General features: G+C 72.4%; 19 protein-coding genes. 16 read left to right on the plus strand and 3 right to left on the minus strand.

Features of this window, described 5'->3' with window-relative positions:
* The first annotated feature begins 26 nt into the window (after positions 1–26).
* The 7 genes from AB0D44_RS18075 to galE all read left to right on the plus strand — a co-directional run bounded on the left by AB0D44_RS18075 (position 27) and on the right by galE (position 10,255).
* Entirely contained in the window at positions 27–806 is a 780-nt protein-coding gene (locus AB0D44_RS18075; protein ID WP_362591488.1) for a TIGR03936 family radical SAM-associated protein, read from the plus strand.
* A gap of 235 nt (positions 807–1,041) precedes the next feature.
* Positions 1,042–5,052, plus strand: a complete 4,011-nt coding sequence (locus AB0D44_RS18080; protein ID WP_362591491.1) for an Rne/Rng family ribonuclease — start codon at positions 1,042–1,044, stop codon at positions 5,050–5,052.
* Between the two features lie 257 nt (positions 5,053–5,309).
* Complete coding sequence (gene rplU, locus AB0D44_RS18085; protein ID WP_030013082.1) at positions 5,310–5,630, plus strand: 50S ribosomal protein L21; 321 nt, start codon at positions 5,310–5,312, stop codon at positions 5,628–5,630.
* A gap of 13 nt (positions 5,631–5,643) precedes the next feature.
* Complete coding sequence (rpmA, locus tag AB0D44_RS18090) at positions 5,644–5,898, plus strand: 50S ribosomal protein L27 (protein WP_226732937.1); 255 nt, start codon at positions 5,644–5,646, stop codon at positions 5,896–5,898.
* A 176-nt stretch (positions 5,899–6,074) separates the two neighbouring features.
* Positions 6,075–7,520: a GTPase ObgE gene (obgE, locus tag AB0D44_RS18095; protein WP_362591494.1), complete on the plus strand. Its 1,446-nt coding sequence runs from the start codon at positions 6,075–6,077 to the stop codon at positions 7,518–7,520.
* Between the two features lie 60 nt (positions 7,521–7,580).
* Positions 7,581–9,197 carry a glycosyltransferase family 2 protein gene (locus AB0D44_RS18100; RefSeq protein WP_362591496.1) on the plus strand — a complete coding sequence of 539 codons (1,617 nt, stop codon included), beginning with the start codon at positions 7,581–7,583 and terminating at the stop codon, positions 9,195–9,197.
* A gap of 44 nt (positions 9,198–9,241) precedes the next feature.
* On the plus strand, positions 9,242–10,255 hold the full coding sequence (gene galE / locus AB0D44_RS18105) for a UDP-glucose 4-epimerase GalE (RefSeq protein WP_362591499.1): 1,014 nt from the start codon (positions 9,242–9,244) through the stop codon (positions 10,253–10,255).
* Positions 10,256–10,369: 114 nt separating this feature from the next.
* Here the strand turns inward: galE and AB0D44_RS18110 are convergent, their stop codons facing one another.
* Together AB0D44_RS18110 and AB0D44_RS18115 are read right to left on the minus strand one after the other, a co-directional pair.
* Positions 10,370–11,542 (minus strand): glycosyltransferase, encoded by a 1,173-nt coding sequence (locus tag AB0D44_RS18110; protein WP_362591502.1) that lies wholly within the window; start codon positions 11,540–11,542, stop codon positions 10,370–10,372.
* Entirely contained in the window at positions 11,539–14,418 is a 2,880-nt protein-coding gene (locus AB0D44_RS18115; RefSeq protein WP_362591505.1) for a CDP-glycerol glycerophosphotransferase family protein, read from the minus strand. Before AB0D44_RS18115 ends, AB0D44_RS18110 begins: the two co-directional genes overlap by 4 nt.
* A gap of 175 nt (positions 14,419–14,593) precedes the next feature.
* On the opposite strand from AB0D44_RS18115, the gene AB0D44_RS18120 reads away from it, so the two are divergent.
* From AB0D44_RS18120 to AB0D44_RS18150, 7 genes are all read left to right on the plus strand, one after another.
* Positions 14,594–15,610, plus strand: coding sequence for a glycosyltransferase family 2 protein (locus AB0D44_RS18120; protein ID WP_362591507.1), 1,017 nt, complete (start codon positions 14,594–14,596; stop codon positions 15,608–15,610).
* Entirely contained in the window at positions 15,607–16,041 is a 435-nt protein-coding gene (locus AB0D44_RS18125; protein WP_362591510.1) for a GtrA family protein, read from the plus strand. The genes AB0D44_RS18120 and AB0D44_RS18125 overlap by 4 nt, the downstream gene beginning before the upstream one ends.
* Before the next feature lie 78 nt (positions 16,042–16,119).
* Positions 16,120–17,247, plus strand: coding sequence for a glutamate 5-kinase (gene proB, locus AB0D44_RS18130; RefSeq protein ID WP_362591513.1), 1,128 nt, complete (start codon positions 16,120–16,122; stop codon positions 17,245–17,247).
* A 99-nt stretch (positions 17,248–17,346) separates the two neighbouring features.
* Positions 17,347–17,745 (plus strand): hypothetical protein, encoded by a 399-nt coding sequence (locus tag AB0D44_RS18135; protein WP_362591607.1) that lies wholly within the window; start codon positions 17,347–17,349, stop codon positions 17,743–17,745.
* 183 nt (positions 17,746–17,928) lie between these two features.
* Entirely contained in the window at positions 17,929–19,212 is a 1,284-nt protein-coding gene (locus AB0D44_RS18140) for a glutamate-5-semialdehyde dehydrogenase (RefSeq protein WP_362591516.1), read from the plus strand.
* A 76-nt stretch (positions 19,213–19,288) separates the two neighbouring features.
* Positions 19,289–19,846: a hypothetical protein gene (locus tag AB0D44_RS18145; RefSeq protein ID WP_362591519.1), complete on the plus strand. Its 558-nt coding sequence runs from the start codon at positions 19,289–19,291 to the stop codon at positions 19,844–19,846.
* Between the two features lie 68 nt (positions 19,847–19,914).
* Positions 19,915–21,084, plus strand: a complete 1,170-nt coding sequence (locus AB0D44_RS18150) for a hypothetical protein (protein WP_362591522.1) — start codon at positions 19,915–19,917, stop codon at positions 21,082–21,084.
* On the opposite strand, the gene AB0D44_RS18155 is transcribed toward AB0D44_RS18150, so the two are convergent.
* Positions 21,068–22,162 carry a M48 family metallopeptidase gene (locus AB0D44_RS18155; protein WP_362591525.1) on the minus strand — a complete coding sequence of 365 codons (1,095 nt, stop codon included), beginning with the start codon at positions 22,160–22,162 and terminating at the stop codon, positions 21,068–21,070. The genes AB0D44_RS18150 and AB0D44_RS18155 overlap by 17 nt on opposite strands.
* 139 nt (positions 22,163–22,301) lie before the next feature.
* On the opposite strand from AB0D44_RS18155, the gene AB0D44_RS18160 reads away from it, so the two are divergent.
* Both AB0D44_RS18160 and nadD read left to right on the plus strand, forming a co-directional pair.
* Complete coding sequence (locus tag AB0D44_RS18160) at positions 22,302–22,469, plus strand: hypothetical protein (protein ID WP_362591528.1); 168 nt, start codon at positions 22,302–22,304, stop codon at positions 22,467–22,469.
* Between the two features lie 88 nt (positions 22,470–22,557).
* Complete coding sequence (nadD, locus tag AB0D44_RS18165; protein WP_361751290.1) at positions 22,558–23,175, plus strand: nicotinate-nucleotide adenylyltransferase; 618 nt, start codon at positions 22,558–22,560, stop codon at positions 23,173–23,175.
* Positions 23,176–23,185: the final 10 nt, after the last annotated feature.

The following is a 23,185-nucleotide window of genomic DNA, read 5'->3' on the forward strand; positions in this document are numbered from 1 at the left end:
CCGAAGGCCCGCCTCCCGCACCGGTGGTGCAGCGCATCCGACTGCGCTACACCAAGCGCGGCCGCCTCCGGTTCACCAGCCACCGCGACTTCCAGCGCGCCTTCGAGCGGGCCCTGCGCCGGGCCGAGGTGCCGATGGCGTACTCGGCCGGCTTCACCCCGCACCCGCGCGTCTCGTACGCGAACGCCGCCCCCACCGGGACCGGCAGCGAGGCCGAATACCTGGAGATCGCCCTCGCCGAGCCCCGCGACCCCGAGAAGCTCCGCGAGCTGCTCGACGAGTCGATGCCGGCCGGGCTCGACATCATCGACGCCGTGGAGGCCCGCACCTCGGGCCTCGCGGACCGGCTCACGGCCTCCGTATGGGAACTGCGCCTGGACGGCGTGGAGCCCGCCGAGGCCGAGCGCGCGGTGACGGCCTTCCTGGCCGCCGAGACCGTGGAGGTGCAGCGACGTACCAAGAACGGAATGCGGACCTTCGACACGCGCGGCGCTGTAGTCAGCCTCGAGGCAGTTCCTGCGCCGGCTGATAGGCCCCTGGACAATGCCTGTGCGATACTGCGCCTGGTTGTTCGGCATCTGACACCTGCCGTGCGACCCGACGACGTCCTGTCCGGTCTCCGAGCTGTGGCCGACCTGGCGCCGCCGGTCCCCTCTGCGGTGACCAGGCTGGCGCAGGGGCTCTTCGACGAGGAGTCCGGCACGGTGACCGACCCGCTCGCGCCCGACCGCGAGGCTGACACGGCCGCCCCACCCACGGCCGCCGTAGCCGCCGACGCGAAGGCGCCGGAAGGTCCCGCCGCGTAGGGATCGTCGTCGTCGCGCAGCCCTGGCACTCGGGAGCCACCTGGGTCGGGCCGCGCACTGACCTGAAGACTTCCGCCAGGCCGTACGGACAACACGTACGGAACCGGCGGCCATGGACTACAGCTCCCGTGTGGCGAACGCGCCCCGGAGGCCGGCTCCGCGCTCGTTGCGCGGAGCCGTGCCGGACCGGAAGTCAGCCGCGGCGCCCGGGAGCGTGACGGGAGAACCGCCCGCAATGCTCAACAACGAAAACGACACCACCGACAACAGCAGCCCCAGCGACAACCTGCCCCCGCGCAGGCGTCGCCGCGCCGCATCCCGGCCCGCCGGCCCGCCCGGTGCCACCGCCGCAGAGGCGACCCCGGTGACCGAGGCCGCCCCGGCCGCCCCCGCGGCGGAGCCCGCAGCGGCCGCCGCCCCCGCTCGTCCCCGCCGCCGTGCGACCCGCGCCGTCGCCGCCCCCGAGACCCCGGCCGTCGAGGTCGTCGTCGAGGCCCCGGCCGCCGTGGCCCCGGCCGCCGAGACCGAGGAGCCCGCGGCTCCCGCTCCGCGTGCCCGCCGCCGTGCCACCCGCGCCGTGGCCGCTCCCGAGGCTCCGGCTGCCGAGGCTCCGGCCGCGGTGGAGGAGGAGGCTCCGGCCGCTCCCGCGCCCCGTGCCCGCCGCCGTGCCACCCGCGCCGTGACCGCCCCCGAGGCTCCGGCCGCCGAGGCCCCGGTCGAGGCTCCGGCCGCCGAGGCTCCGGCCGTGGTGGAGGAGGCTCCGGCCGCTCCCGCTCCGCGTGCCCGCCGCCGTGCCACCCGCGCCGTGACCGCTCCGGCCGCCGTGACCGCTCCGGCCGCCGAGGCCGCGCAGGTCGTGGAGGCCCCGGCCGCCGAGGCTCCGGCCGCTCCGGCCGCCGTCGCCGCCGTCGCCGAAGAGGAGCCCGCCGCTGCCGCCCCGGCCCGTGCCCGACGCCGCGCCACCCGCGCCGTCGCCGCCCCGGCCGCCGCCGAAGAGGCTCCCGCCGAGGCGAAGGAGGAGGCCCCCAAGGCCGCCCGCGCCGTGACCGTCGCCGACGCCGTGGACTCCCCGAAGCGCGGCGGACGCCGCCGCGCCACCCGCTCCGCCGCTCCGGCCGCCGCCGCGCCGCAGCCCGCCGTCGAGCCCGAGGAGCCCGCCGCCCCGGCCCGGGCCCGTCGCGCCGCGCGCCCCGCCGTGGCCGTGTTCCAGGCTCCGGTGTTCGCCGAGCCGATGTTCCAGACCCCCGAGACCGCCGCCATGGCCGCCGCGGCCGCTGCCGCCGCCGTGGAGGCGGAGGAAGCGGAGGAGGAGGCCGAGACCGAGGTCGAGGCCGAGGCCGCGCCGGCCCCCGCCCCGCAGCCGACCGGACGCCGCCGTCGCCGTGGCCGCGGCGCCGCCGCCGAGTCCGCGCCGGTGTCCCTGCCCGAGGTGCTCGCCGAGGAGGAGCCCGAGGCCGAGGCCGCCGAGCTCGAGGAGGAGTCCGCCGAGTACGAAGAGGGCGACGAGTCGGGCGAGCGCCCGTCCCGCCGCCGCCGTCGTGGCGGCCGCCGCCGTCGCCGCGGCGAGGCCGCCGAACTCGACGAGTCCGCCGAGGAGGAGCCCGAGGCTCCGGCCGCCGAGCAGGCCGACGAGGAAGAGGGCGAGGAGGACGAGGGTGACGAGGCCGAGGCGCTGGGCTCCAGCTCCAGCCGCCGCCGTCGTCGCCGTCGCCGCCGCAGCGGGGACGCCGCCGAGTCCGCCGAGGCGGGCGAGGAGGACGGCGTCCGCACCGTCGTCAAGGTCCGCGAGCCGCGTCCGGCCCGCGAGCGCGGCGAGTCCACCTCCTCCGACGAGGTCCAGTCCATCAAGGGCTCGACCCGCCTGGAGGCGAAGAAGCAGCGCCGCCGCGAGGGTCGTGAGCAGGGCCGCCGCCGCGTCCCGATCATCACCGAGGCCGAGTTCCTGGCCCGCCGCGAGGCCGTCGAGCGCGTGATGGTCGTCCGCCAGAACGGCGACCGCACGCAGATCGGCGTCCTCGAGGACAACGTGCTCGTCGAGCACTACGTCAACAAGGAAGAAGCCACCTCGTACGTCGGCAACGTCTACCTGGGCAAGGTCCAGAACGTGCTGCCGTCGATGGAGGCCGCCTTCATCGACATCGGCAAGGGCCGCAACGCCGTCCTGTACGCCGGCGAGGTCAACTTCGAGGCGCTCGGCATGGCCAACGGGCCGCGCCGCATCGAGTCCGCCCTCAAGTCCGGCCAGTCGGTCCTCGTGCAGGTCACCAAGGACCCGATCGGCCACAAGGGCGCCCGCCTGACCAGCCAGGTCTCCCTGCCCGGCCGCTACCTGGTCTACGTGCCCGAGGGCTCGATGACCGGCATCAGCCGCAAGCTGCCCGACACCGAGCGCGCGCGCCTGAAGACCATCCTGAAGAAGATCGTCCCCGAGGACGCCGGCGTCATCGTGCGCACCGCCGCCGAGGGCGCGAGCGAGGACGAGCTGCGCCGCGACGTCGAGCGCCTGCAGGCCCAGTGGGAGGACATCCAGAAGAAGTCGAAGCAGATCTCGACCTCTTCGCCGAGCCTGCTGTACGGCGAGCCGGACATGACCGTCCGCGTCGTGCGCGACATCTTCAACGAGGACTTCTCGAAGGTCATCGTCAGCGGTGACAGCGCCTGGGAGACCATCCACGGCTACGTGAACCACGTCGCCCCGGACCTGGCCGACCGGCTGTCGCGCTGGACCTCCGAGGTCGACGTCTTCGCGACGTACCGGATCGACGAGCAGCTCGCCAAGGCGCTCGACCGCAAGGTGTGGCTGCCCTCGGGCGGCTCCCTCGTGATCGACAAGACCGAGGCGATGATCGTCATCGACGTCAACACCGGCAAGTTCACCGGTCAGGGCGGCAACCTCGAGGAGACCGTCACCAGGAACAACCTGGAGGCGGCCGAGGAGATCGTGCGCCAGCTGCGGCTGCGCGACCTCGGTGGCATCGTCGTCATCGACTTCATCGACATGGTCCTGGAGTCCAACCGCGACCTGGTCCTGCGGCGCATGCTGGAGTGCCTGGGCCGCGACCGCACCAAGCACCAGGTGGCGGAGGTCACCTCGCTGGGCCTGGTCCAGATGACCCGCAAGCGGGTGGGCCAGGGTCTGCTGGAGTCCTTCTCCGAGACCTGCGTCCACTGCAACGGCCGCGGCGTCATCGTGCACATGGAGACGCCGACGGCGGTCGGCGGCGGCAACGGCAAGCGCGCCAAGCGCCGCGGCGGCAAGGCCGAGTTCGACCAGCACGAGCACGAGGTCGAGACGGTCGAGGCGGAGTTCGAGACCGTGGAGGAGCTGGCCGCCGAGGTCGCCGCTCCGCGCGCCCTGCCCGAGCCGGAGTTCGTCGCGGACGAGGAGCTCTACAGCAGCCCGGCCGAGGCGGAGGCCGCCGCGGGTCTGAGCGGCCGCCGCAACCGCCGCCGGGCCACCCGCAAGGCGACCGCCCCGGCGGGCGCCCCGCGCGGTGCGGCCGCCCAGGCTCCGGCCCTGGAGCCCGTCGTCGAGGCCGAGCCCGTCAGCGAGCCGGCCGACACGGTCCTGGAGCCGGCCGCCGAGGTCGTCACCGAAGCCGTGGAGGCGGCGGAGACGGTCGAGGCCGCTGTGGTCGAGGCTCCGGTCGAGGCCGCGCCGGTCGAGGAGGCCGCGCCGAAGGGCCGTACCCGTCGCCGGGCGACACGCAAGGCCACCGCCCCGGCGGGCGCCCCGGCCGAGGCGGCCCCGGAGCCGGTCGTGGTGGCCGAGCCGGAGCCCGAGCCGGTCGTGGAGCCCGAGCCCGAGCCGGCCGTCGTGGCCGCCGAGCCCGAGCCCGTCGCCGAGGCCCCCGTGGCCGAGGCCGCGCCGGCCCGTCCGCGCCGGCGTGCCACCCGCAAGGCCACCGCACCTGCCGGTTCCCCGGCGGGCGCGGCCGAGGCCGCCGTGGTGGTCGTCGAGGCGCCGGTGACCGAGGCCCCGGCGGCCGAGGCTCCCGCGGCCGAGGCTCCGGCCGAGGAGGCGGTCGAGGCCGCTCCCGCCAAGAAGGCCGCCCGCAAGGCTCCGGCCAAGAAGGCGACCGCGGCGAAGAAGGCCACCACCGCCAAGAAGGCGACGGCGGCCAAGAAGACCGTGGCCAAGAAGGCGGCCACGACCAAGAAGACCGCGGCGAAGCGGGCGACGAAGAAGACCGCGGCGGCCGAGCAGCAGACGCTGCCCTCCGTCTCGGCTCCGACCGAAGCCTGATCCGCTCCGCACCGTGGGCCCCGCCGAGGCGGGGCCCACGGCCGTGCGGGAGCCCGGTTTGACCCTCCGGAACCGGCCCCGTAACCTAGACCGTCGGCGTGTCTTGAACGATTACCGTTCTGTGCGCCGCGCTCCTGAGCACCTTCCTCCAGGCCCTGCCCGGAGAGGCCGCTCGTCCATTCCGGATCAGTGCGGGCCCCGGCCCGACTGAGCGGCTGGCTTCAGGAGCATCCGTCCCGAGTGAGAGAGAGATCCGCGTGTACGCCATCGTGCGCAGCGGTGGTCGCCAGCACAAGGTTGCTGTCGGCGACATCGTTGAGGTTGACAAGATTTCCACTGCCAAGGTTGGCGACACGGTCGAGCTCTCGACCCTGCTCGTTGTCGACGGCGAAGCCGTGACCAGCGACCCGTGGGTCCTGGCCGGCATCAAGGTCACGGCCGAGGTCGTGGACCACCACAAGGGCGCCAAGATCGACATCCTGCGCTACAAGAACAAGACCGGCTACCGCCGTCGCCAGGGTCACCGCCAGCAGTACACGGCGATCAAGGTCACCGGTATCCCCGCGGCTGCGAAGTAAGAGGGACTGAGACATGGCACACAAGAAGGGCGCATCGTCCACCCGGAACGGGCGCGACTCCAATGCCCAGCGGCTCGGCGTGAAGCGCTTCGGCGGTCAGGTCGTCTCCGCTGGTGAGATCCTCGTCCGCCAGCGCGGCACCCACTTCCACCCGGGCGCGGGCGTCGGCCGTGGCGGCGACGACACGCTGTTCGCGCTGCAGGCCGGCTCGGTCCAGTTCGGCACGCACCGCGGCCGCAAGGTCGTCAACATCGTTCCGGCCGCCTGATCCAGCTCCGGCTGATCACGCGTACGTAACTTCCCGAGGGCGGATCTCAGCTCTTCCCGGCGCGAGCCGGGAAGAGAGGTCCGCCCTCGGCGCGTTGTCACAGAGGCACGCACAGGCACGTTTAATGGGCAGCAAGGCCTGCTCGGGACATTCCCGTATGTATCTGGAGGAACACCATGACCACCTTCGTGGACCGCGTCGAGCTGCACGTCGCCGCGGGTAACGGGGGCCACGGCTGCGCCTCCGTTCACCGGGAGAAGTTCAAGCCGCTCGGCGGTCCCGACGGGGGCAACGGCGGTCGTGGCGGCGATGTGATCCTGGTCGTCGAGCAGGCGATCACCACCCTGCTGGACTACCACCACAGCCCCCACCGCAAGGCCACCAACGGCAAGCCCGGCGAGGGCGGCAACCGCTCCGGCAAGGACGGCCAGGACCTGATCCTGCCCGTGCCGGACGGCACCGTCGTCCTCGACAAGGAGGGCAACGTCCTCGCCGACCTCGTCGGCCAGGGCACCACCTACGTCGCCGCCGAGGGCGGCCGCGGCGGCCTCGGCAACGCCGCGCTCGCCTCCGCCCGCCGCAAGGCCCCCGGCTTCGCGCTCCTCGGCGTCCCCGGCACCACCGGCGACATCGTCCTGGAGCTCAAGACCGTCGCCGACGTGGCGCTGGTCGGCTTCCCGAGCGCCGGCAAGTCCTCGCTGATCTCGGTGCTCTCCGCCGCCAAGCCGAAGATCGCGGACTACCCCTTCACCACCCTCGTCCCGAACCTGGGCGTCGTCACCGCCGGCTCGACCGTCTACACGATCGCCGACGTCCCCGGCCTCATCCCCGGCGCCAGCCAGGGCAAGGGCCTCGGCCTGGAGTTCCTGCGGCACGTCGAGCGCTGCTCGGTGCTGGTGCACGTACTGGACACCGCCACGCTCGAGTCCGACCGCGACCCGGTCGGCGACCTCGACGTCATCGAGGAAGAGCTGAAGATCTACGGCGGCGGCCTGGAGAAGCGCCCGCGCCTCGTCGTCCTGAACAAGGTCGACATCCCGGACGGCCAGGAGCTGGCCGACATGGTCCGCCCCGACCTGGAAGCGCGCGGCTACAAGGTCTTCGAGGTCTCCGCGGTCGCCCGTACGGGCCTGAAGGAGCTCTCCTACTTCCTCGCCGAGGTCGTCGCCAAGGCGCGCGCCCGCAAGCCGAAGCAGGAGGCGACCCGCATCGTCATCCGCCCGAAGGCCGTGGACGACGCCGGCTTCACCGTCACCTACGACGAGGCCGAGGACGTCTACACGGTGCGCGGCGAGAAGCCGGAGCGCTGGGTCCGCCAGACCGACTTCAACAACGACGAGGCCGTGGGCTACCTGGCCGACCGCCTCAACCGCCTCGGCGTCGAGGACGCGCTGAAGAAGGCCGGCGCCCGCGCAGGCGACGGCGTCGCCATCGGTTCCGACGAGAACGCGGTCGTCTTCGACTGGGAGCCGACCATGATGGCCGGTGCCGAGATGCTGGGCCGCCGCGGTGAGGACCACCGCATGGAGGCCCCGCGCCCGGCCACCCAGCGCCGCAAGGAGAAGGAAGCCCGCCGGGGCGACTCGGCACAGCAGGAGTACGACGAGTTCCGGCCGTTCTGATTTCCCTTCACCCGGGCGGCTTTGAAGGCGTCTTTACACGGGTCGCCTAGGATCCTCCGGGTGAACAGCACCAACCTCCCCACCGTTTCCGTCGTGGTGATCGCGTACAACGACGCCGGGCTCGTGGGCGAGGCCGTCTCCTCGGCCCTCGCCCAGGGCCCGGTGGTCGCCGAGGTCATCGCGGTGAACGACGCCTCGTCCGACGGCACCGCGCGGGTGCTGGACGAGCTGGCTGCCGCACACCCGCGCCTGAAGGTGGTTCACCGTACGGAGAACAGCGGAGGGTGCGGCACCCCGCGCAACGACGGGATCGCCCGCGCGAGCTCCCCGTACGTCCTGTTCCTCGACAGCGACGACGTCCTGCCCGCGGGCGCGGCCGAGGCGCTGGTGCGCGCCGCCGTGGAGCACCGCGCCCCGGTCACCGTCGGTGCCGCCGTACGGCGCGAGCTGCCGCTCCACCACGACGTGCCGTGGATGCCGGGCCTCTACACCCCCGGCGACGTCATCGAGCGGCCCGTGGACCGCCCGGAGCTGGTTCGCGACACCCTGTGCGTCAACAAGCTGTACGAGCGCGCCTTCCTGGACGCGCACGGACTGCGCTTCCCCGACGGCCGCTTCGTCTACGAGGACTTCGTCTTCACCTCGCGGGTGCTGGCCGCCGCCCCCCGCATCGCCGTGATCGGCGACCTCGTCTACGTCTGGCACGTGCGCCGCGCCGCCGCCCAGGTGTCGATCTCCCTGGACCGCAAGGACGTCTCGAACTGGCGCTCCCGCATCGAGGCCCACCGCACGGCCTCCCGCACCCTCGCCGCGGCCTCCCCGGCGCTGGGCAGCGCCTGCCAGGTGAAGTTCCTCGAGTACGACCTGCGCATGTACCTGCGCGAGCTCGGCCGGGACCCCGAGTACCGGGCCGCCTGGTGGGCCCTGACCCGCGCCTACCTCGACACCTTCGCCGAGGCCGACATCGAGGCCGCCGCGCCCCACGCCCGCTGGATCGTCCGGGTGCTGCGCGCCACCGAGACCCCGCCCGCCGACATCGAGCGGCTCACCCGGCTGGCCGCCGAGCCGCCGCGCCTGCTGCCCCCGTACGCGGCCGCCGCCGACGGGACGCCGGTGTGGAGCGAGGAGCTCCCGGTCGAGCTGGACGGCCTGGCCGGGCTGCCGACGGACCGGCTGCCCGTCACCATCGACGCCGAGCCGGCCGGCCGCGCGTCCGTCCGGATCCGCCTGCACGACCTGTACGGACGCCTCGCCGCGGCCGGTCCGCGCACCGTGCAGCTGAACTTCCAGCCCCGCGCGGGCGGCGAGCCGGTCCTCGCCCAGCCCGTGGAGCTGCGTCCCGACCCGGCGGGCGGCTGGGTCGCGCTGCTGCCCTTCCGCCTCGCCGACGTGGCCGCCACCGGCCGCCGCCAGGGGCTGCGCCGGATGCAGGCGTGGAACGTGGGGGTGGGCGTGCAATGCGCCGACGGCACCTCCCTGTTCACGTCCCTGCGCCCCCGGGGCCGGCTGCTGCGCCGCCGGGCCCTGCCCAGCAGCCGGTACGGTGTGCTGCTGGCGCAGCCCTACCGCACGGGGGCGGGTGCGCTCGCGCTGCGCCTCGCGCCCGGCGCCGAGGGGGCGCTGTACCTCGTACGCAACCGCCTCCACCGGGCCCGGGCAGGCCACGGGGCGGGCTGAAGACCGTTTCCTTCACACACTCGGACAGGACCAGGGAGATACACATGACGTTTCTGATCACCGGTGGCGCCGGATACATCGGCGCGCACGTCGTCCGGGCGATGCTGCTCGCGGGCCAGAAGGTGGTCGTCCTCGACGACCTCTCCACGGGCAACGAGAACCGTGTCCCGGAGGGCGTACCGCTGGTGGTCGGCTCGGTCCTGGACCGGCTGATCCTCGACGAGACCATCGCCGAGCACAAGATCACCGGGGTGGTGCACCTCGCGGGCAAGAAGCAGGTCGGCGAGTCCGTCGAGAAGCCGCTGTACTACTACCACGAGAACGTGCAGGGCCTGACGGTCCTGCTCCAGGCCGTGGCGGCCGCGGGCATCCGCAACTTCCTCTTCTCCTCCTCCGCCTCCGTCTACGGCATGCCCGACGTGGACCTGGTCACCGAGGACACCCCGTGCGCGCCGCTGAGCCCGTACGGCGAGACCAAGCTGGCCGGCGAGTGGCTGGTCCGCGCCGCGGGGAAGGCGCACGGCATCTCCACCGCGTGCCTGCGCTACTTCAACGTGGCGGGCGCCGCCACCCCCGAGCTCGCCGACACCGGTGTCTTCAACCTGGTCCCGATGGTCTTCGAGCGCTACGACGCCGGCCAGGGCGCCAAGATCTTCGGTGACGACTACCCGACCCCGGACGGCACCTGCATCCGCGACTACATCCACGTCGAGGACCTGGCGGAGGCCCACGTGGCGGCCGCCCGCAAGCTCGCCGAGTGGGCCGCGGCCGGGGACTTCAAGGACCTCACCGTCAACATCGGCCGCGGCGAGGGCGTGTCCGTCGCCGAGATGGTCGAGCTGCTGAACGAGAACACCGGGCACGACTACGCCCCCGTGATCAGCCCGCGCCGCCCCGGCGACCCGGCGAAGGTCGTCGCCTCGGCCGACAAGATCACCGGCGAGCTGGGCTGGAAGGCCCGGCACGACGTCCGCGAGATGGTCGTCTCCGCCTGGGCGGGCTGGGAGGCCAACAAGGCCGCCCGCCGGGACGCCCACAAGGACGTCCACGAAGCCTGAGCCCGAGCCTGCGCCGGCCCGAGCCTGCGCCGGCCCGGCACGAAGCCGCCCGCCCCGGACGCATCCGGGGCGGGCGGCTTCGTACGCGGGGACCGCCGGTGCGGCGGTCGGCGCTCAGCGCTCCAGGAACGCGAACAGGGCTTCCCACCGGTCGGTGATCTCGGCGCTGGAGTACCGCTTCACCGACTGGAAGGCGGTGTCGCCGAGCCGGTCGCGCAGCGCGCGGTCGGACATCAGGGCGTCCAGGTGGCCGGCCAGTTCCATCGTGTTGCCCAGCCGGGCCAGCAGCCCGTCCTCGCCGTGCGCGACGATCTCCCGTACGCCCGGCGCGCAGTCGAATGCGGCCACCGGCACGCCCGCCGCCATGGCCTCCAGCAGGGTGATGGGGAACCCCTCGGCCCGGGAGGCCTGCGCGAACACGGAGGCACCGCGCAGGGCGCCCAGCACGTCGTCCGTGCTGCCCATCCACTCCACCGAGTCGTCCAGTCCCAGCGCGGTGCAGTGCGCCCGCAGGGCCGGCTCCTCCAGACCCGCCCCGTAGATCCGCAGGACCCAGTCGGGGTGGTGCGGGGCGGCGTCGGCCCACGCGTCCAGCAGCAGGTCCACGCCCTTTTCGAAGGCGAGGCGGCCGACGCTGGCGACGACCTTCTCGGTGCGCGGAGCGGGGGACTGCGGCATGAACGGCAGCGGGTTCGGCATGCTCCCGACGTTCTGCATGCCCGCGCGGATCCACAGGTCCGCATCCTCGGCCGTCAGCACCAGCAGCCGGTCGACCTCGGAGTAGTGCCGCCGGACCCGCTCTCCGCGGGTGGACTTCTGGCTGGCCTCGAAGGACTCGTGGCTCATGCCGATGACGCTGAGCCCCTTGGTGTCGGCGAGCGCCACCCACTCCATCGCCCAGACCTGGGTGACGATCACGACAGCGCCGGGGCGGGCGGCACGGAACAGCTCGCTCAGCGTCTCCGCCTTGGCCCGCATCCGCGCCCGCCGGGCGGCCTGGCGGCGCCGCTCGGGCGCGTTCAGCCGGCCCTTGATCCCGCTCAGCCGGCGCGCGGCCGGCGGGTGGGCCTCGTACAGCGTGGTCATCTCGTACGGGAGGTCCTCGGGCAGCTTCTGCCGGATCTCCTCGGCGACCGGGGCGATGCCGACGATGTGCACCTTGTGGCCGCGTTCGGTGAACAGCCGGGCCATCTGGTGCGACCAGGTGGTCACCCCGCCGAGCTCGTCGACGTTGTTGGAGACGAGGAAGATGTCACGGCCGCCCGGGGTGGCGGTCTGCTGGCTCACTTGCCGCTCCTGGTGAAGAACTTCTCGACGATCTGGCGGGCCGCGTCCCCGCGGTCGTACTCGCCGAATTCGGTGAGGAAGCGCTGGCGCGCCTCCGCGTACTTGGCGTCCGCCTCCTCGAAGGCGGAGACGGCCTGCAGGAGTTCGTCCGCCGTCGCTACCACCGGGCCCGGGGCCTTCTCCTTCAGGTCGAAGTACGTGCCGCGGATGTCGTTCGCGTACTTCTCGTAGTCGTACGCGAAGAACAGCATCGGCCGGTCCAGGACCGCGTAGTCGAACATCACGGACGAGTAGTCGGTGATCAGTCCGTCGGCGAGGGCCAGCAGCGGGGTGATGTCGTGGTGCCGGGAGACGTCGATCACCCGGCCCGCCACCGACGGCGGCAGGGAGACGCTGTTGAGGTAGTGGGTGCGCACCAGCAGCGTGAAGCGGTCGCCGAGCCGGTCGGCGAACTCCTCCACGTCGAAGGGGAAGGAGAAGCCCTCCACCGAACCGTCGGCGGCCGCCCGGAAGGTCGGCGCGTAGAGCAGCACCTTCTTCTCCGGGTCGATGCCGAGTTCGGCCGCCAGCGGACCGCGCACCCGCTCCCCGCTCTGCGCCTCGCTGCGGTGCGCCTCGACGAGGGCGTCGTTGCGCGGGTAGCCCGTGCGCAGCAGCACCTCGTCGCGCAGCCTGAAGCCCTTGGCGAGGGTGCGGGTGTCGTGCTCGGAGCGGATGAGGAAGTGGTCGAAGCGGTCGACCGCCGCCTGGAATCGGGCCTGGCCCGCGCGGCCCTGCGCCTTGGTGCGCGGCTCGTGGAAGCCCATCCGCTTGAGCGCGGAGCCGTGCCAGGTCTGGATGTACGTGGTGCCCGGGCGCTTGGCGAGGGCCAGCGGGAAGCCCTGGTTGTCGACCCAGAACTCGGCCTGGGCCAGCGCCCGCAGGTAGGGCCAGCTCCAGCGGCGCACCAGGGTGGCCTCCTTGGGGAAGCCGGTGGGCCGGGCACCCGCGTAGGACCAGATCGCCTCGAAGGGGGCGCCCTGGCGCACCAGCTCCTCGTAGATCGCCTTCGGGCTGTCGCTGTACTGCTTGCCCATGTGGCTCTCGAAGACGACCGTGCCCTTCTTGACCGGCAGCTTCGAGAAGACCTCGTGGTAGACCTTCACCTTCTGCTCGCCGGAGCCCATGCTCCGGCGCACGCGCAGGGCCTTGCGCAGGCCCCGCTTGACCACGTTCGCCGTCTTGCCCTGTATGGCGTTGTTGATCAGGCTCCGGGTGCGGACGGCGGCGGCGCTCTCGGCGGTGAGGACGTAGGAGAGGTTGCCCTTCTTGGTGACCTCCGGCTCGAAGCGGTCGGACACCAGCCGGGTCAGCCGCGGCCGCACGCGCAGCCGGGCCGCCGACTCCAGGTCGACGCCGCCGACCGAGACGCGGGTGGTGATCTTGTCGCTGCCGGCGGTGAGCTTCAGCCGGACGTCCCAGACGGCGTCGATGATGCCGAGCGGGCGCACGGTGCTGCCGATGTCGGCCGTGCCGCTCCACTCGATCGTGTCACCGGCGTGGCGCACGGTTGCCACCGGGAAGCTGAAAGAACGCACGCCGATCTGCCGTCGCGCCCGGAACTCGAGCGAGGCCTTCAGATCCGCGTCGGCCGGGATGCGGCCGAGCGGGTTCACGACGGCGCCGGACAGCGTGACGGTGCCGCGCCCGTCGTCCTCGTAGGAGGTGAGGCGGTTCCCCAGCTGCAGGGAGGGGAGCGGGGCGGTGTGGAAGCCCTGGTCCGTGACGTCCAGTATCCGGCGGGCCTCGGTGTCGGCGGGGTCGTCGACGTGCCGGGCGCACCAGTAGATGCGCCCGTCGCGCTCGGCGAGGGGGGAGGAGAGCCGGCCCTTGTTGGTCATGGCGTCGGCGGCCGGGAGCAGGTTGTCCCAGTCCTCCTTGCCCAGCAGGTAGGCGCAGATGGCCTGGAGGTACGTGACGTTCTCGTACGCGGCGGGGTCGATCCCGGCGAGGTAGCCGTTGGCGAGCCGGGCGAACTCCTGGCGGTACGCGTCGCTCAGCAGGGGAAGGTCGCGCAGGTGCAGGACCAGGTCGTGCTTGAGGAACTTGGCGTCCTTGGCGGACTTGATGTCCGTGTGGCCCTTGGCCGCCAGCAGCTCGTCGACGCGGCGGTGGATCTCCATCCGGTGGACGAAGTTCGCGATCTCGTGGCGCCGGTTGCTGATCGACTTCGCCGCGGCCTTCTCGACCACGTTCCAGAAGTAGACCTGGTTGGGGATCAGCGTGATGCGGCGCGCGGCGACGTACGCCTGCGCGGAGAAGAGCAGGTCCTCGTAGTGGATCCCGACCGGGAACTCCAGGCCCTGCTCCAGCAGGAACGAGCGCCGGTAGCACTTGTTCGTGGAGAGGGTGTCGTAGACCAGCAGGTCGGGGAACTCGGTGATCGACTCCAGCGTGCGCGTGCGCGAGTAGATCCAGGGGTACCACTCGGTGGTCTTCTCCCACCGGTTGTCCACGTGCACCCGGACGCACATGCCCGAGACCAGGTCGGAGCCGGTGCGCTCGGCGGCGTCCAGCATGTTCCGGCAGGCGTTGCGCTCGAGGACGTCGTCGCTGTCGAGGAACATCACGTACGTGCCGGTGGCCTGCTGGATGCCGTGGTTGCGGGGGGCTCCGCAGCCGCCGCTGTTCTCCGGCAGCCGGAAGGCGCGCACCCTCCCCGGATGCGCGGATTCCAGTTCCTGGGCGACCGCGTAGGACCGGTCCTTGCTGCAGTCGTCGACGATCACGACTTCGACCCCGTGGAGGGTCTGGTCCAAAACCGACTGGACTGCTGTCGACAGACGCTCTGCGTCGTTGTAGACGATGACGACCACGGAGACGTCGGGCACGTGCACCTCGATCCCTTCGTTCGTTTCGTTTGGTCAGCTCATTCCGCTTATCTCGTCCACGCTACCGTGCGCCGCACTCGTCTCAGGCAGGCCGACTCCCGGCGTGCATACTTCTAAGGAAGAGGTGAGTGGCTGGTCCGGTCGCCGACAATCACCCGTTCGGACCCAGCAGGAAGTGTTCATGACGAAGCTGTCCGTAGTCGTTCCTTGCTACAACGAAGAAGCCGTCATCGACCGCTTCGACGTGGAGATCCGCAAGGTCCTCGAGGCCCTGCCCGTCGAGTACGAAGTCTGTTACGTCGACGACGGGAGCCGCGACGGCACCCTCGGCAAGCTCCGGAAGATCGCTGCCGAACACGGCGAACAGACGCGGTACGTCTCCTTCAGCCGCAACTTCGGCAAGGAGGCCGGCATGCTCGCCGGCCTGCGCGAGGCCACCGGCGACGCCGTCGTGATCATGGACGCAGATCTCCAGCACCCGCCGGAGCTCATCGCGACCATGCTCGACTACTACCGGCAGGGCCACGACCAGATCATCGCCCGCCGCACGCGCGAGGGCGACAAGAAGGTCCGCTCCGCGCTCAGCCGCCTGTACTACCGCGGTGTGAACCGCTGGGTCGACGTCGAGCTCACCGACGGGGTCGGCGACTTCCGGATGCTCTCGCGCCCGGCCGTGGACGCACTGCTGTCGCTGCCGGAGTACAACCGGTTCTCCAAGGGCCTGTTCTCGTGGATCGGCTTCGACACCGTCCACTTCGACTACCGCAACGCGCAGCGCGAGGCGGGCGAGACGAAGTGGAAGTTCGGCTCCCTGCTGAACTACGGCATGGACGGCCTGATCTCCTTCAACAACCGGCCGCTGCGGATCGGGATCTGGCTCGGCGTGTCGCTGGTCGCACTGACCTGCCTGTACGCGCTGTGGATCACCGTCATGGCGATCACCAACGGCGTCGAGTCCCCGGGATACGTCACCCTGGTGGCGATCATCACCGGCCTGGGCGGCGTCCAGATGATCATGCTCGGTCTCATCGGCGAGTACATCGGCCGCATCTACTACGAGACCAAGCGCCGGCCGCACTTCCTGGTGAAGGAGGCGCACGGAGCGGAGCCGGCCGACGGCGCCGTGCCCGCGCACGGCACGGCCCGCGCGCAGACGGTGACGATCGCGGAGCGCAGCACGGAGCGCAGCGCCCGATGAGCGGCGGGCGCAAGGAGCAGCTCGGCCAGATCGTCCGTTTCGCGCTCGTGGGCGGGGTCAACACCGGCACCTTCTTCGGCATCTACCTGCTCCTGCACCCGTGGATGCCGTACTTCGCCGCCTACTCGCTCGCCTTCGTGCTCGCGATGGTCGGCTCGTTCTTCATGAACACCTACTTCACCTACCGGACCAGGCCGACGTGGAAGAAGTTCCTCCTCTTCCCGCTGACGAACGTCACCAACTACGTGATCCAGTCGGCCGGCCTCTACGCCCTGGTGGCCTGGGCCGGCATGGACACCCGCATCGCCCCGCTCGTCGCGGCCGTCGTGGCCATTCCGTTCACCTTCCTGATCTCGCGCAGGATCCTCGTCCCGGGCGCCGCGCGGGCCGCGGAGCCCGAGCCCGTGGAGGCCGGGCCGTCCAGGGTCTGAAACCCCCGCGCGACCGTCGGCCGCCACCCCGTAGATTTGAGCAGGCAGGCATTCCGGCAAGGGGCAAGGGGACAAGACGTGTCAGCGGCTAGGCAAGGTGTCGTGGACGCCCGCAGGATCGTGGTCAAGGTCGGCTCCTCCTCCCTGACCACGGCGGCCGGCGGACTCGACGCCGACCGGGTGGACGCACTGGTCGACGTCTTGGCCAAGGCCCGCAGCGGCGGCGAGAAGGAGATCGTCCTCGTCTCCAGCGGAGCCATCGCCGCCGGCCTCTCCCCGCTCGGGCTGCGCCGGCGCCCCACGGACCTGGCCCGGCAGCAGGCCGCCGCCAGCGTCGGGCAGGGCCTGCTCGTCGCCCGGTACACCGCCTCCTTCGCCCGCTACGGCGTCCGCGTCGGCCAGGTGCTGCTCACCACCGACGACACCAGCCGCCGGGCGCACTACCGCAACGCCTACCGGACCCTGGACCAGCTGCTGGCCATGGGCGCGCTGCCCGTCGTCAACGAGAACGACACCGTCGCCACGGACGAGATCCGCTTCGGCGACAACGACCGGCTCGCGGCCCTGGTCGCCCACCTGGTCCGGGCCGACCTGCTCGTGCTGCTGTCCGACGTGGACGGCCTCTACGACGGCGACCCTTCGCTGCCCGGCACCACCCGCATCGACGAGGTCCGCGGCCCCGAGGACATCGCGCACGTCTCCATCGGCAGCGCGGGCAAGGCGGGCGTGGGCACCGGCGGCATGGTCACCAAGGTCGAGGCGGCCCGGATCGCGGCCGCCGCCGGGATCCCGGTGGTCCTGACCTCCGCCAGCCAGGCCGCCGACGCGCTGGCCGGGCGCGCCACGGGCACGCACTTCCACGCCACGGGCCGCCGCTCGGCGGACCGGCTGCTCTGGCTCCAGCACGCCTCCACGCCCCAGGGGCACCTGGTCCTCGACGACGGTGCGGTGCGCGCGGTCACCGAGCGCGGCAGCTCGCTGCTGCCCGCCGGGATCGCGGCGGTCGAAGGCGACTTCGTGGCGGGGGACCCCGTGGAGCTGCGCTCCGCGGACGGCCGCGCCGTGGCCCGCGGCCTGGTCAACTTCGACGCCAAGGAGCTCCCGCAGCTCCTCGGCCGCTCCACCCGAGAGCTCGCGCGGGAACTCGGACCCGCGTACGAGCGGGAGGTCGTCCACCGGGACGATCTGGTCCTGCTGCAGGGCTGAGGTTCGGCAAAACCGCCGCGCGGCGAGCCGTGGGCTGGTCAACTGTGAAGGGCGGGCGACACGCGTGGCGGAGACAGGAGGCGGCTGGTGAGACGAGCGCTGACCAGTGTCGGTCCGGGGGACGGTGACGACGGTGGCGGGGACGGGCAGAACCACGACTCGCGCCTGTGGCACGTGACCCTGAGCGTCTCCGGCAAGCCGGCCCCGCTGTCGGACGTCCGGCGCGGACTGGAACAACTGGCCCATGACCACCCCTTCCTGCTGACCAGCCGCTACGCCGACGACCACGCCGAGATCCGGTACTGGGAGGAGGCCCGCGACCTGCACGACGCGGCGGCCGTCGCCCTGCGGCTGTGGGGCGAACACCGCTCGTCGGCGCAGCTGCCGCCCTGGGAGATCGTCGGCCTGGAGGTCATCGACCGCGCCACCTACCACCAGCGCGTGGCAGAGGGCTACGGCCCGCCCCCGGCCCACCCGGTCGGCGTCCACCCGTACTGAGCAAACCGGCGCCCGACGGAGCCCGGGGGCGGCCGAGGCGCGGAGCCCGGGGGCACCCCGGGCTCCGAGGTGCGCCGGCGGTCAAGGTGCAGGCCGCGGGCGGAGCCCGGGTGTGCGCCGGGCGCGTCTCGGGGGCTGGAAACCCCGTCGGCCGGGGGGCGGCCGGGGACTACCCTGGGCGGCATGACCTCGCTCGACGACGCCACCGCCACCTCGCCCGTCCTCGCCACCGCGCAGCGGTCCCGCACCGCGGCCGCCGCCATCGCCCCGCTCCCGCGGTCCGCCAAGGACGCGGCCCTGCTGGCGATCGCGGACGCGCTGGAGGCCCGTACCGCCGAGATCATCGCGGCCAACGCCGTCGACACCGACAAGGCGAGGGCCGCCGGTACCAGCGAGACCGTCATCGACCGCCTCACCCTGACCCCGGAGCGCGTCGCGGCCATCGCCTCCGACGTACGGGACGTCGCCGCCCTCCCCGACCCCGTCGGAGAGGTCGTCCGCGGCAACACCCTGCCCAACGGGATCGACCTCCGGCAGATCCGCGTCCCCCTCGGCGTCGTCGGCATCATCTACGAGGCCCGCCCCAACGTCACCGTCGACGCCGCCGCCCTCTGCCTCAAGTCCGGCAACGCCGTCCTGCTCCGCGGCAGCTCCTCCGCGTACGCCTCCAACACCGCGCTCGTCGGCATCCTGCGCGACGCCGTCGTCGCCGCCGGACTGCCCGCCGACGCGATCCAGCTCGTCCCCGGCGAATCCCGCGACTCCGTCCGCGAGCTGATGCGCGCCCGCGGTCTCGTCGACGTGCTGATCCCGCGCGGCGGCGCCTCCCTCATCAAGACCGTCGTCGAGGAGTCCACCGTCCCGGTCATCGAGACCGGTACCGGCAACTGCCACGTCTACGTCGACGCGCGGGCCGACCTCGACATGGCCGTCGAGATCCTCATCAACTCCAAGGCCAGTCGGCCCTCCGTCTGCAACTCCGCCGAGACCCTCCTCGTCCACCGCGACATCGCCGACGCCTTCCTGCCGCGCGCCCTCGACGCCCTCGCGGACGCGGGCGTCACCGTCCACGGCGATGCCCGGGTCATGGCTGCCGCCCAGGACACCAAGGCCACCGCACTGCCCGCCACCGACGAGGACTGGGCCGCCGAGTACCTGTCCTACGACATCGCGGCCGGAGTCGTGGACTCCCTCGACGAGGCCGTCGCCCACATCCGCCGCTGGACCTCCGGGCACACCGAGGCGATCGTCACCACCTCGCAGGCCGCCGCGCGCCGCTTCACCCAGCTGGTCGACTCGACCACGGTGGCCGTGAACGCCTCCACCCGGTTCACGGACGGTGGCCAGTTCGGCTTCGGCGCCGAGATCGGAATCTCCACGCAGAAGCTGCACGCCCGGGGCCCGATGGGCCTTCCCGAGCTGACCTCCACCAAGTACATCGTCACCGGTGACGGTCACGTCCGGTAACCGGAAGACGAACACGGCGTGGCCGGATTCGGCGCACACCCTGCCCAAAGCAGCCCCCCAGGTCTAGGCTGGTCCCGTGCCGGACGACGTGGGGGGCAAGTTCCCGGACGACGGGGAGCCCGACGACGACCGCGGAGGCGCGGACAAGGACTTCGCCTCCGTGGTGTTCGACGAGGCCTTCGTCCGGAACGCCGAGATCCATGAACCGAGCGCCGCGGAGCGCCAGCGGGCGGCCGACCGGGCGCGCGCCGAGGCCGAGGCCGCCCGCGCGGTCGCCGGAGGCTGGACGGGCGACGACGACCACGACGTCTACGGATACGGCCACCCCGACGGGTACGGACTCGACGACCACGGCTGGGACCACGACCGCGGCTACGGCGCCGACGGCCCCTACGGGCCGTACGGGGCCTACGGCGGCACCCTGCGCCCCTACCGCGGCCGCTCGCCCTGGCTGCGTCCCGTCGCCTGGGTGCTCGCCTTCGTGATGGGCCTCGGCATGGTCGCGCTCGCCTTCAGCGCCGTCTACCGCAGCGCCTCCGGAGAGCCGGACCCCGCCCCTGCGCCCGCCAGCACCCCCCTGAGGGAAGTCACCGGCGTCGGCGCGTTTACGTACCCCTCCGACCGCCAACCCTGAAGGTACGACCCCACGCGCACACGCAGGAGCTGGGGGCTTCTCTGAAGCGGGGACAGCGGGGAGAAGCGATGGCCGTGCCAGGAGATCCACCCAACGGCACCCCCGAGGGCATCGGAGGGGGTGACGACGAATTCCGGTCGGACGAACTCCGCTCGGTGGTGTTCGACGAGGACTTCGTCCGCGCTGCCCGGCTCCAGGAGTTCTCCGCGCAGGAGCGCATGGGCGAGCACGCCCGGGCCGTCCGCAGCCGCTCCATGTGGTCGACCGGCGGCTCCCGGCCCCGGACCGGCACCCCGGGCCGGGCCGCCCGTCAGGGCATGCTGCTCGTGCTGCTCATCGCCACGGCCTTCGCCTGCGCCGTCTACATGGGGCTGCGCAACCCGTACGTACCGCCGCCCGGGGGTCCCGCCGCGCCGCTCGGCAGCACCGTCGTCCCGCTCGCTCCCACAGCGGCCGTGCCCGGCGGACGGCCCGCCGACCTGTACGCGAACAGTCCCGCCGCCGAATACCGGGTCGGGGCGGCCGGGATCACCCTGCCGGCCGTGCGCCGCACCCACCACTTCACCGACACCCAGGTCGTCACCGCGCTGTCCATCGCCAAGGACTACCTGGTGCAGTCCTCGCTGGACCCCGACGTCCTGGCCGGTACCGCCTCCCGGCCGGTGCGGGTCCTGCTCGACCCGGACCAGCTGGCGCAGTTCGACCGCAGCATGGCCTCGCCCGCCGGCGACGGCCGGCACGCCGCCACCGGCTGGCTGGTCCGCTTCGACCCGGCCACCGCCGTCGTGGCCGACTCCCGGGTACGGGTCCGGGGCACCCTCGCCTTCGAGGAGGTCGCCCCCGACCACCTGGAGGTCACCACCGACCACACCTTCGTGTACGCCGTCCGCCCGGCCACCGGAGCCCCCGCCGCGGTCGACGGCGCCTCGCTCTTCACCGTCCGCCGCGAGCTGCGGCTGCGCTTCGACCGGGAGGACCTGGGCGCCCGGCGGGCGGAGCTGGTCACCGCGTACGTGATGGCCGGGCCGCAGGCCTGCTCCAGCGATCCGGCCGGCGGATTCCGCCCGCTGCCGGCCGGAACCGGCCCGACCACGGTGGGCCCGGCCGCCAGCGACCCGTACGCCAGCGGCCACCCGCGGCGCACGGCGGGGCTGTGCGGCGTGCTCGCCCCGTCGGCAGCCCAGCCCGCCACCGAGCCCGCGAGCCCGCAGACGACGCCGGTCAGCCCTGCTCCGTAGCCCCGCCCTTGCCCTGCGAGCCGCTGCCGGAAGCGGAGGCGGACCCGGTGCCCGATCCGTTTCCGGTGAACTTGTCGCGGAGCTTGCCGCCCATGTCGGCCGCGCCGCCCGCGATGTCGCCCACGAGCTTGAACAGCGGATCCTTGCTGGTGCGCACCGAGTCGGCGTAGTGCGCGGCGGACTGCCGGAAGGAATCGCCGACCGAGGTGTCCTTGTCCTCGTCCCGCCGGGGGTAGTGGCCGTCCATGATCCGCTGGAAGTCGCGGTTCTCCGACCACTTCTTCAGCTCGGCCGCCCGCACCGTGGTGAAGGGGTGCGTCCGCGGCAGCATGTTCATGATCTTCAGGACGGAGTCGCGCAGGTCGCCGCTCGACTCGTACTCCTCGGCCTGGGCCAGGAAGGCGTCCACGTTCATCTCGTGGAGGTGGTTGCCGCCCGCGACCTTCATCAGCCCGCGCATCGAGGCGTGGACGTCCTGCCCGACCAGCAGCCCGGCCCGGTCCGCCGAGAGCTCCGACTTGCGGAACCACTCCCGCAGCGCCGTCACGATCGCCATGACCGCCACGTTGCCGAGGGGGATCCACGCCACCTTCAGCGCCAGGTTCGTCAGGAACAGCAGGATCGTGCGGTACACCGAGTGCCCCGACAGCGCGTGGCCCACCTCGTGGCCCACCACCGCCCGCATCTCCTCCTCGTCGAGCAGCTCGACCAGGCTCGTCGTCACCACGATGATCGGCTCGTCCAGCCCGATGCACATGGCATTGGGCTTCGGGTCCTGCTGCACGTACATCTGCGGGACCTTCTCCAGGTCCAGGATGTAACAGGCGTCCCGCAGCATCTCGTACAGGTGGGGGAACTGCGCCTCGCCCACCCGCACCGAGTCCGACAGGAACAGCAGCCGCAGGCTGCGCTCCGGCAGCAGCCCGCTCAGCGCCTTGAACACCGTGTCGAAGCCGGCCAGCTTGCGCAGCGCGACCAGCGCCGAGCGGTCCGCCGGGTGCTCGTACGCCCGCGAGGAAATGCCCGGGAACCTCCTGCGGTCCCGCGCCAGCACCTTCTCGAACCCTGTTTGCGTCATAGCGCCCTCCCCTGGATCGGCCTGCCGGCCCTGCGTCTATCCTCTCCAACGCCTGAGTCGGCGTGAGCGTGCCCCAGGCCCCCGCATACGATGTGAGCGAAGTCTCCGCCCGCTCCCCGACTCGATAGGTACCTGCCTGATGAGCCTCTCCACCACCGCCCACAACCTGGTCGTCCTCGCCTCGGAGGGGGCCGGGCAGCACGGCGGCAACCACGACAGCCTCAACCCCTACCTCACCGGCGGCGGTGCGCTCTTCATCCTCCTGCTGATGCTCTGGGTGACCACGCGCCTCAACCGCGACCGCTAGAGCTCTGACCGGCGAACCCTTCCGGTCAGAGCACCGGGTCGCCCCGACCTGGACCGCCGGGACCTCCGGGCCAGTAGGCTCTGCGCTCATGGGAGAGCAGGAGACGCCTACCGGCCCGGTCAAGCGCCGGCTCGGCGTGATGGGCGGCACATTCGACCCGATCCACCACGGGCACCTGGTGGCCGCCAGCGAGGTGGCCGCGCTGTTCCACCTGGACGAGGTGGTGTTCGTGCCGACCGGCCAGCCGTGGCAGAAGTCGCAGCGCGCCGTCTCGCCCGCCGAGGACCGCTACCTGATGACGGTCATCGCCACGGCCTCCAACCCGCAGTTCTCGGTCAGCCGCATCGACATCGACCGCGGGGGTCCGACGTACACGATCGACACCCTGCGGGACCTGAAGGCGCTGAACGACGACGCCGACCTGTTCTTCATCACCGGTGCCGACGCGCTCGCCCAGATCCTGACGTGGCGCAACGCCGAGGAGCTGTTCTCGCTCGCCCATTTCATCGGGGTCACCCGGCCCGGCCACGTCCTCACCGACGACGGACTTCCCGAGGGCGGTGTCTCCCTCGTCGAGGTGCCCGCCCTGGCCATCTCCTCCACGGACTGCCGCGCACGCGTCGCCGAGGGGGATCCCGTCTGGTACCTGGTGCCCGACGGCGTGGTGCGCTACATCGACAAGCGTGAGCTGTACCGGGGAGCCTGAGCTTCCGGAG

The sequence above is a fragment of the Streptomyces sp. NPDC048349 genome, assembly GCF_040651925.1.
In the GTDB taxonomy this organism is placed as follows: Bacteria; Actinomycetota; Actinomycetes; order Streptomycetales; family Streptomycetaceae; genus Streptomyces.

What these genes read in the sequence shown, in the direction of transcription:
- obgE (WP_362591494.1), top strand. Translation starts at nt 6,075, where the DNA reads ATGACCACCTTCGTGGACCGCGTCGAGCTGCACGTCGCCGCGGGTAAC.
- AB0D44_RS18160 (WP_362591528.1), top strand. Translation starts at nt 22,302, where the DNA reads ATGAGCCTCTCCACCACCGCCCACAACCTGGTCGTCCTCGCCTCGGAG.
- AB0D44_RS18150 (WP_362591522.1), top strand. Translation starts at nt 19,915, where the DNA reads ATGGCCGTGCCAGGAGATCCACCCAACGGCACCCCCGAGGGCATCGGA.
- galE (WP_362591499.1), top strand. Translation starts at nt 9,242, where the DNA reads ATGACGTTTCTGATCACCGGTGGCGCCGGATACATCGGCGCGCACGTC.
- AB0D44_RS18080 (WP_362591491.1), top strand. Translation starts at nt 1,042, where the DNA reads ATGCTCAACAACGAAAACGACACCACCGACAACAGCAGCCCCAGCGAC.
- AB0D44_RS18155 (WP_362591525.1), bottom strand. Translation starts at nt 22,162, where the DNA reads ATGACGCAAACAGGGTTCGAGAAGGTGCTGGCGCGGGACCGCAGGAGG.
- AB0D44_RS18140 (WP_362591516.1), top strand. Translation starts at nt 17,929, where the DNA reads ATGACCTCGCTCGACGACGCCACCGCCACCTCGCCCGTCCTCGCCACC.
- AB0D44_RS18120 (WP_362591507.1), top strand. Translation starts at nt 14,594, where the DNA reads ATGACGAAGCTGTCCGTAGTCGTTCCTTGCTACAACGAAGAAGCCGTC.
- nadD (WP_361751290.1), top strand. Translation starts at nt 22,558, where the DNA reads ATGGGAGAGCAGGAGACGCCTACCGGCCCGGTCAAGCGCCGGCTCGGC.
- AB0D44_RS18125 (WP_362591510.1), top strand. Translation starts at nt 15,607, where the DNA reads ATGAGCGGCGGGCGCAAGGAGCAGCTCGGCCAGATCGTCCGTTTCGCG.
- rpmA (WP_226732937.1), top strand. Translation starts at nt 5,644, where the DNA reads ATGGCACACAAGAAGGGCGCATCGTCCACCCGGAACGGGCGCGACTCC.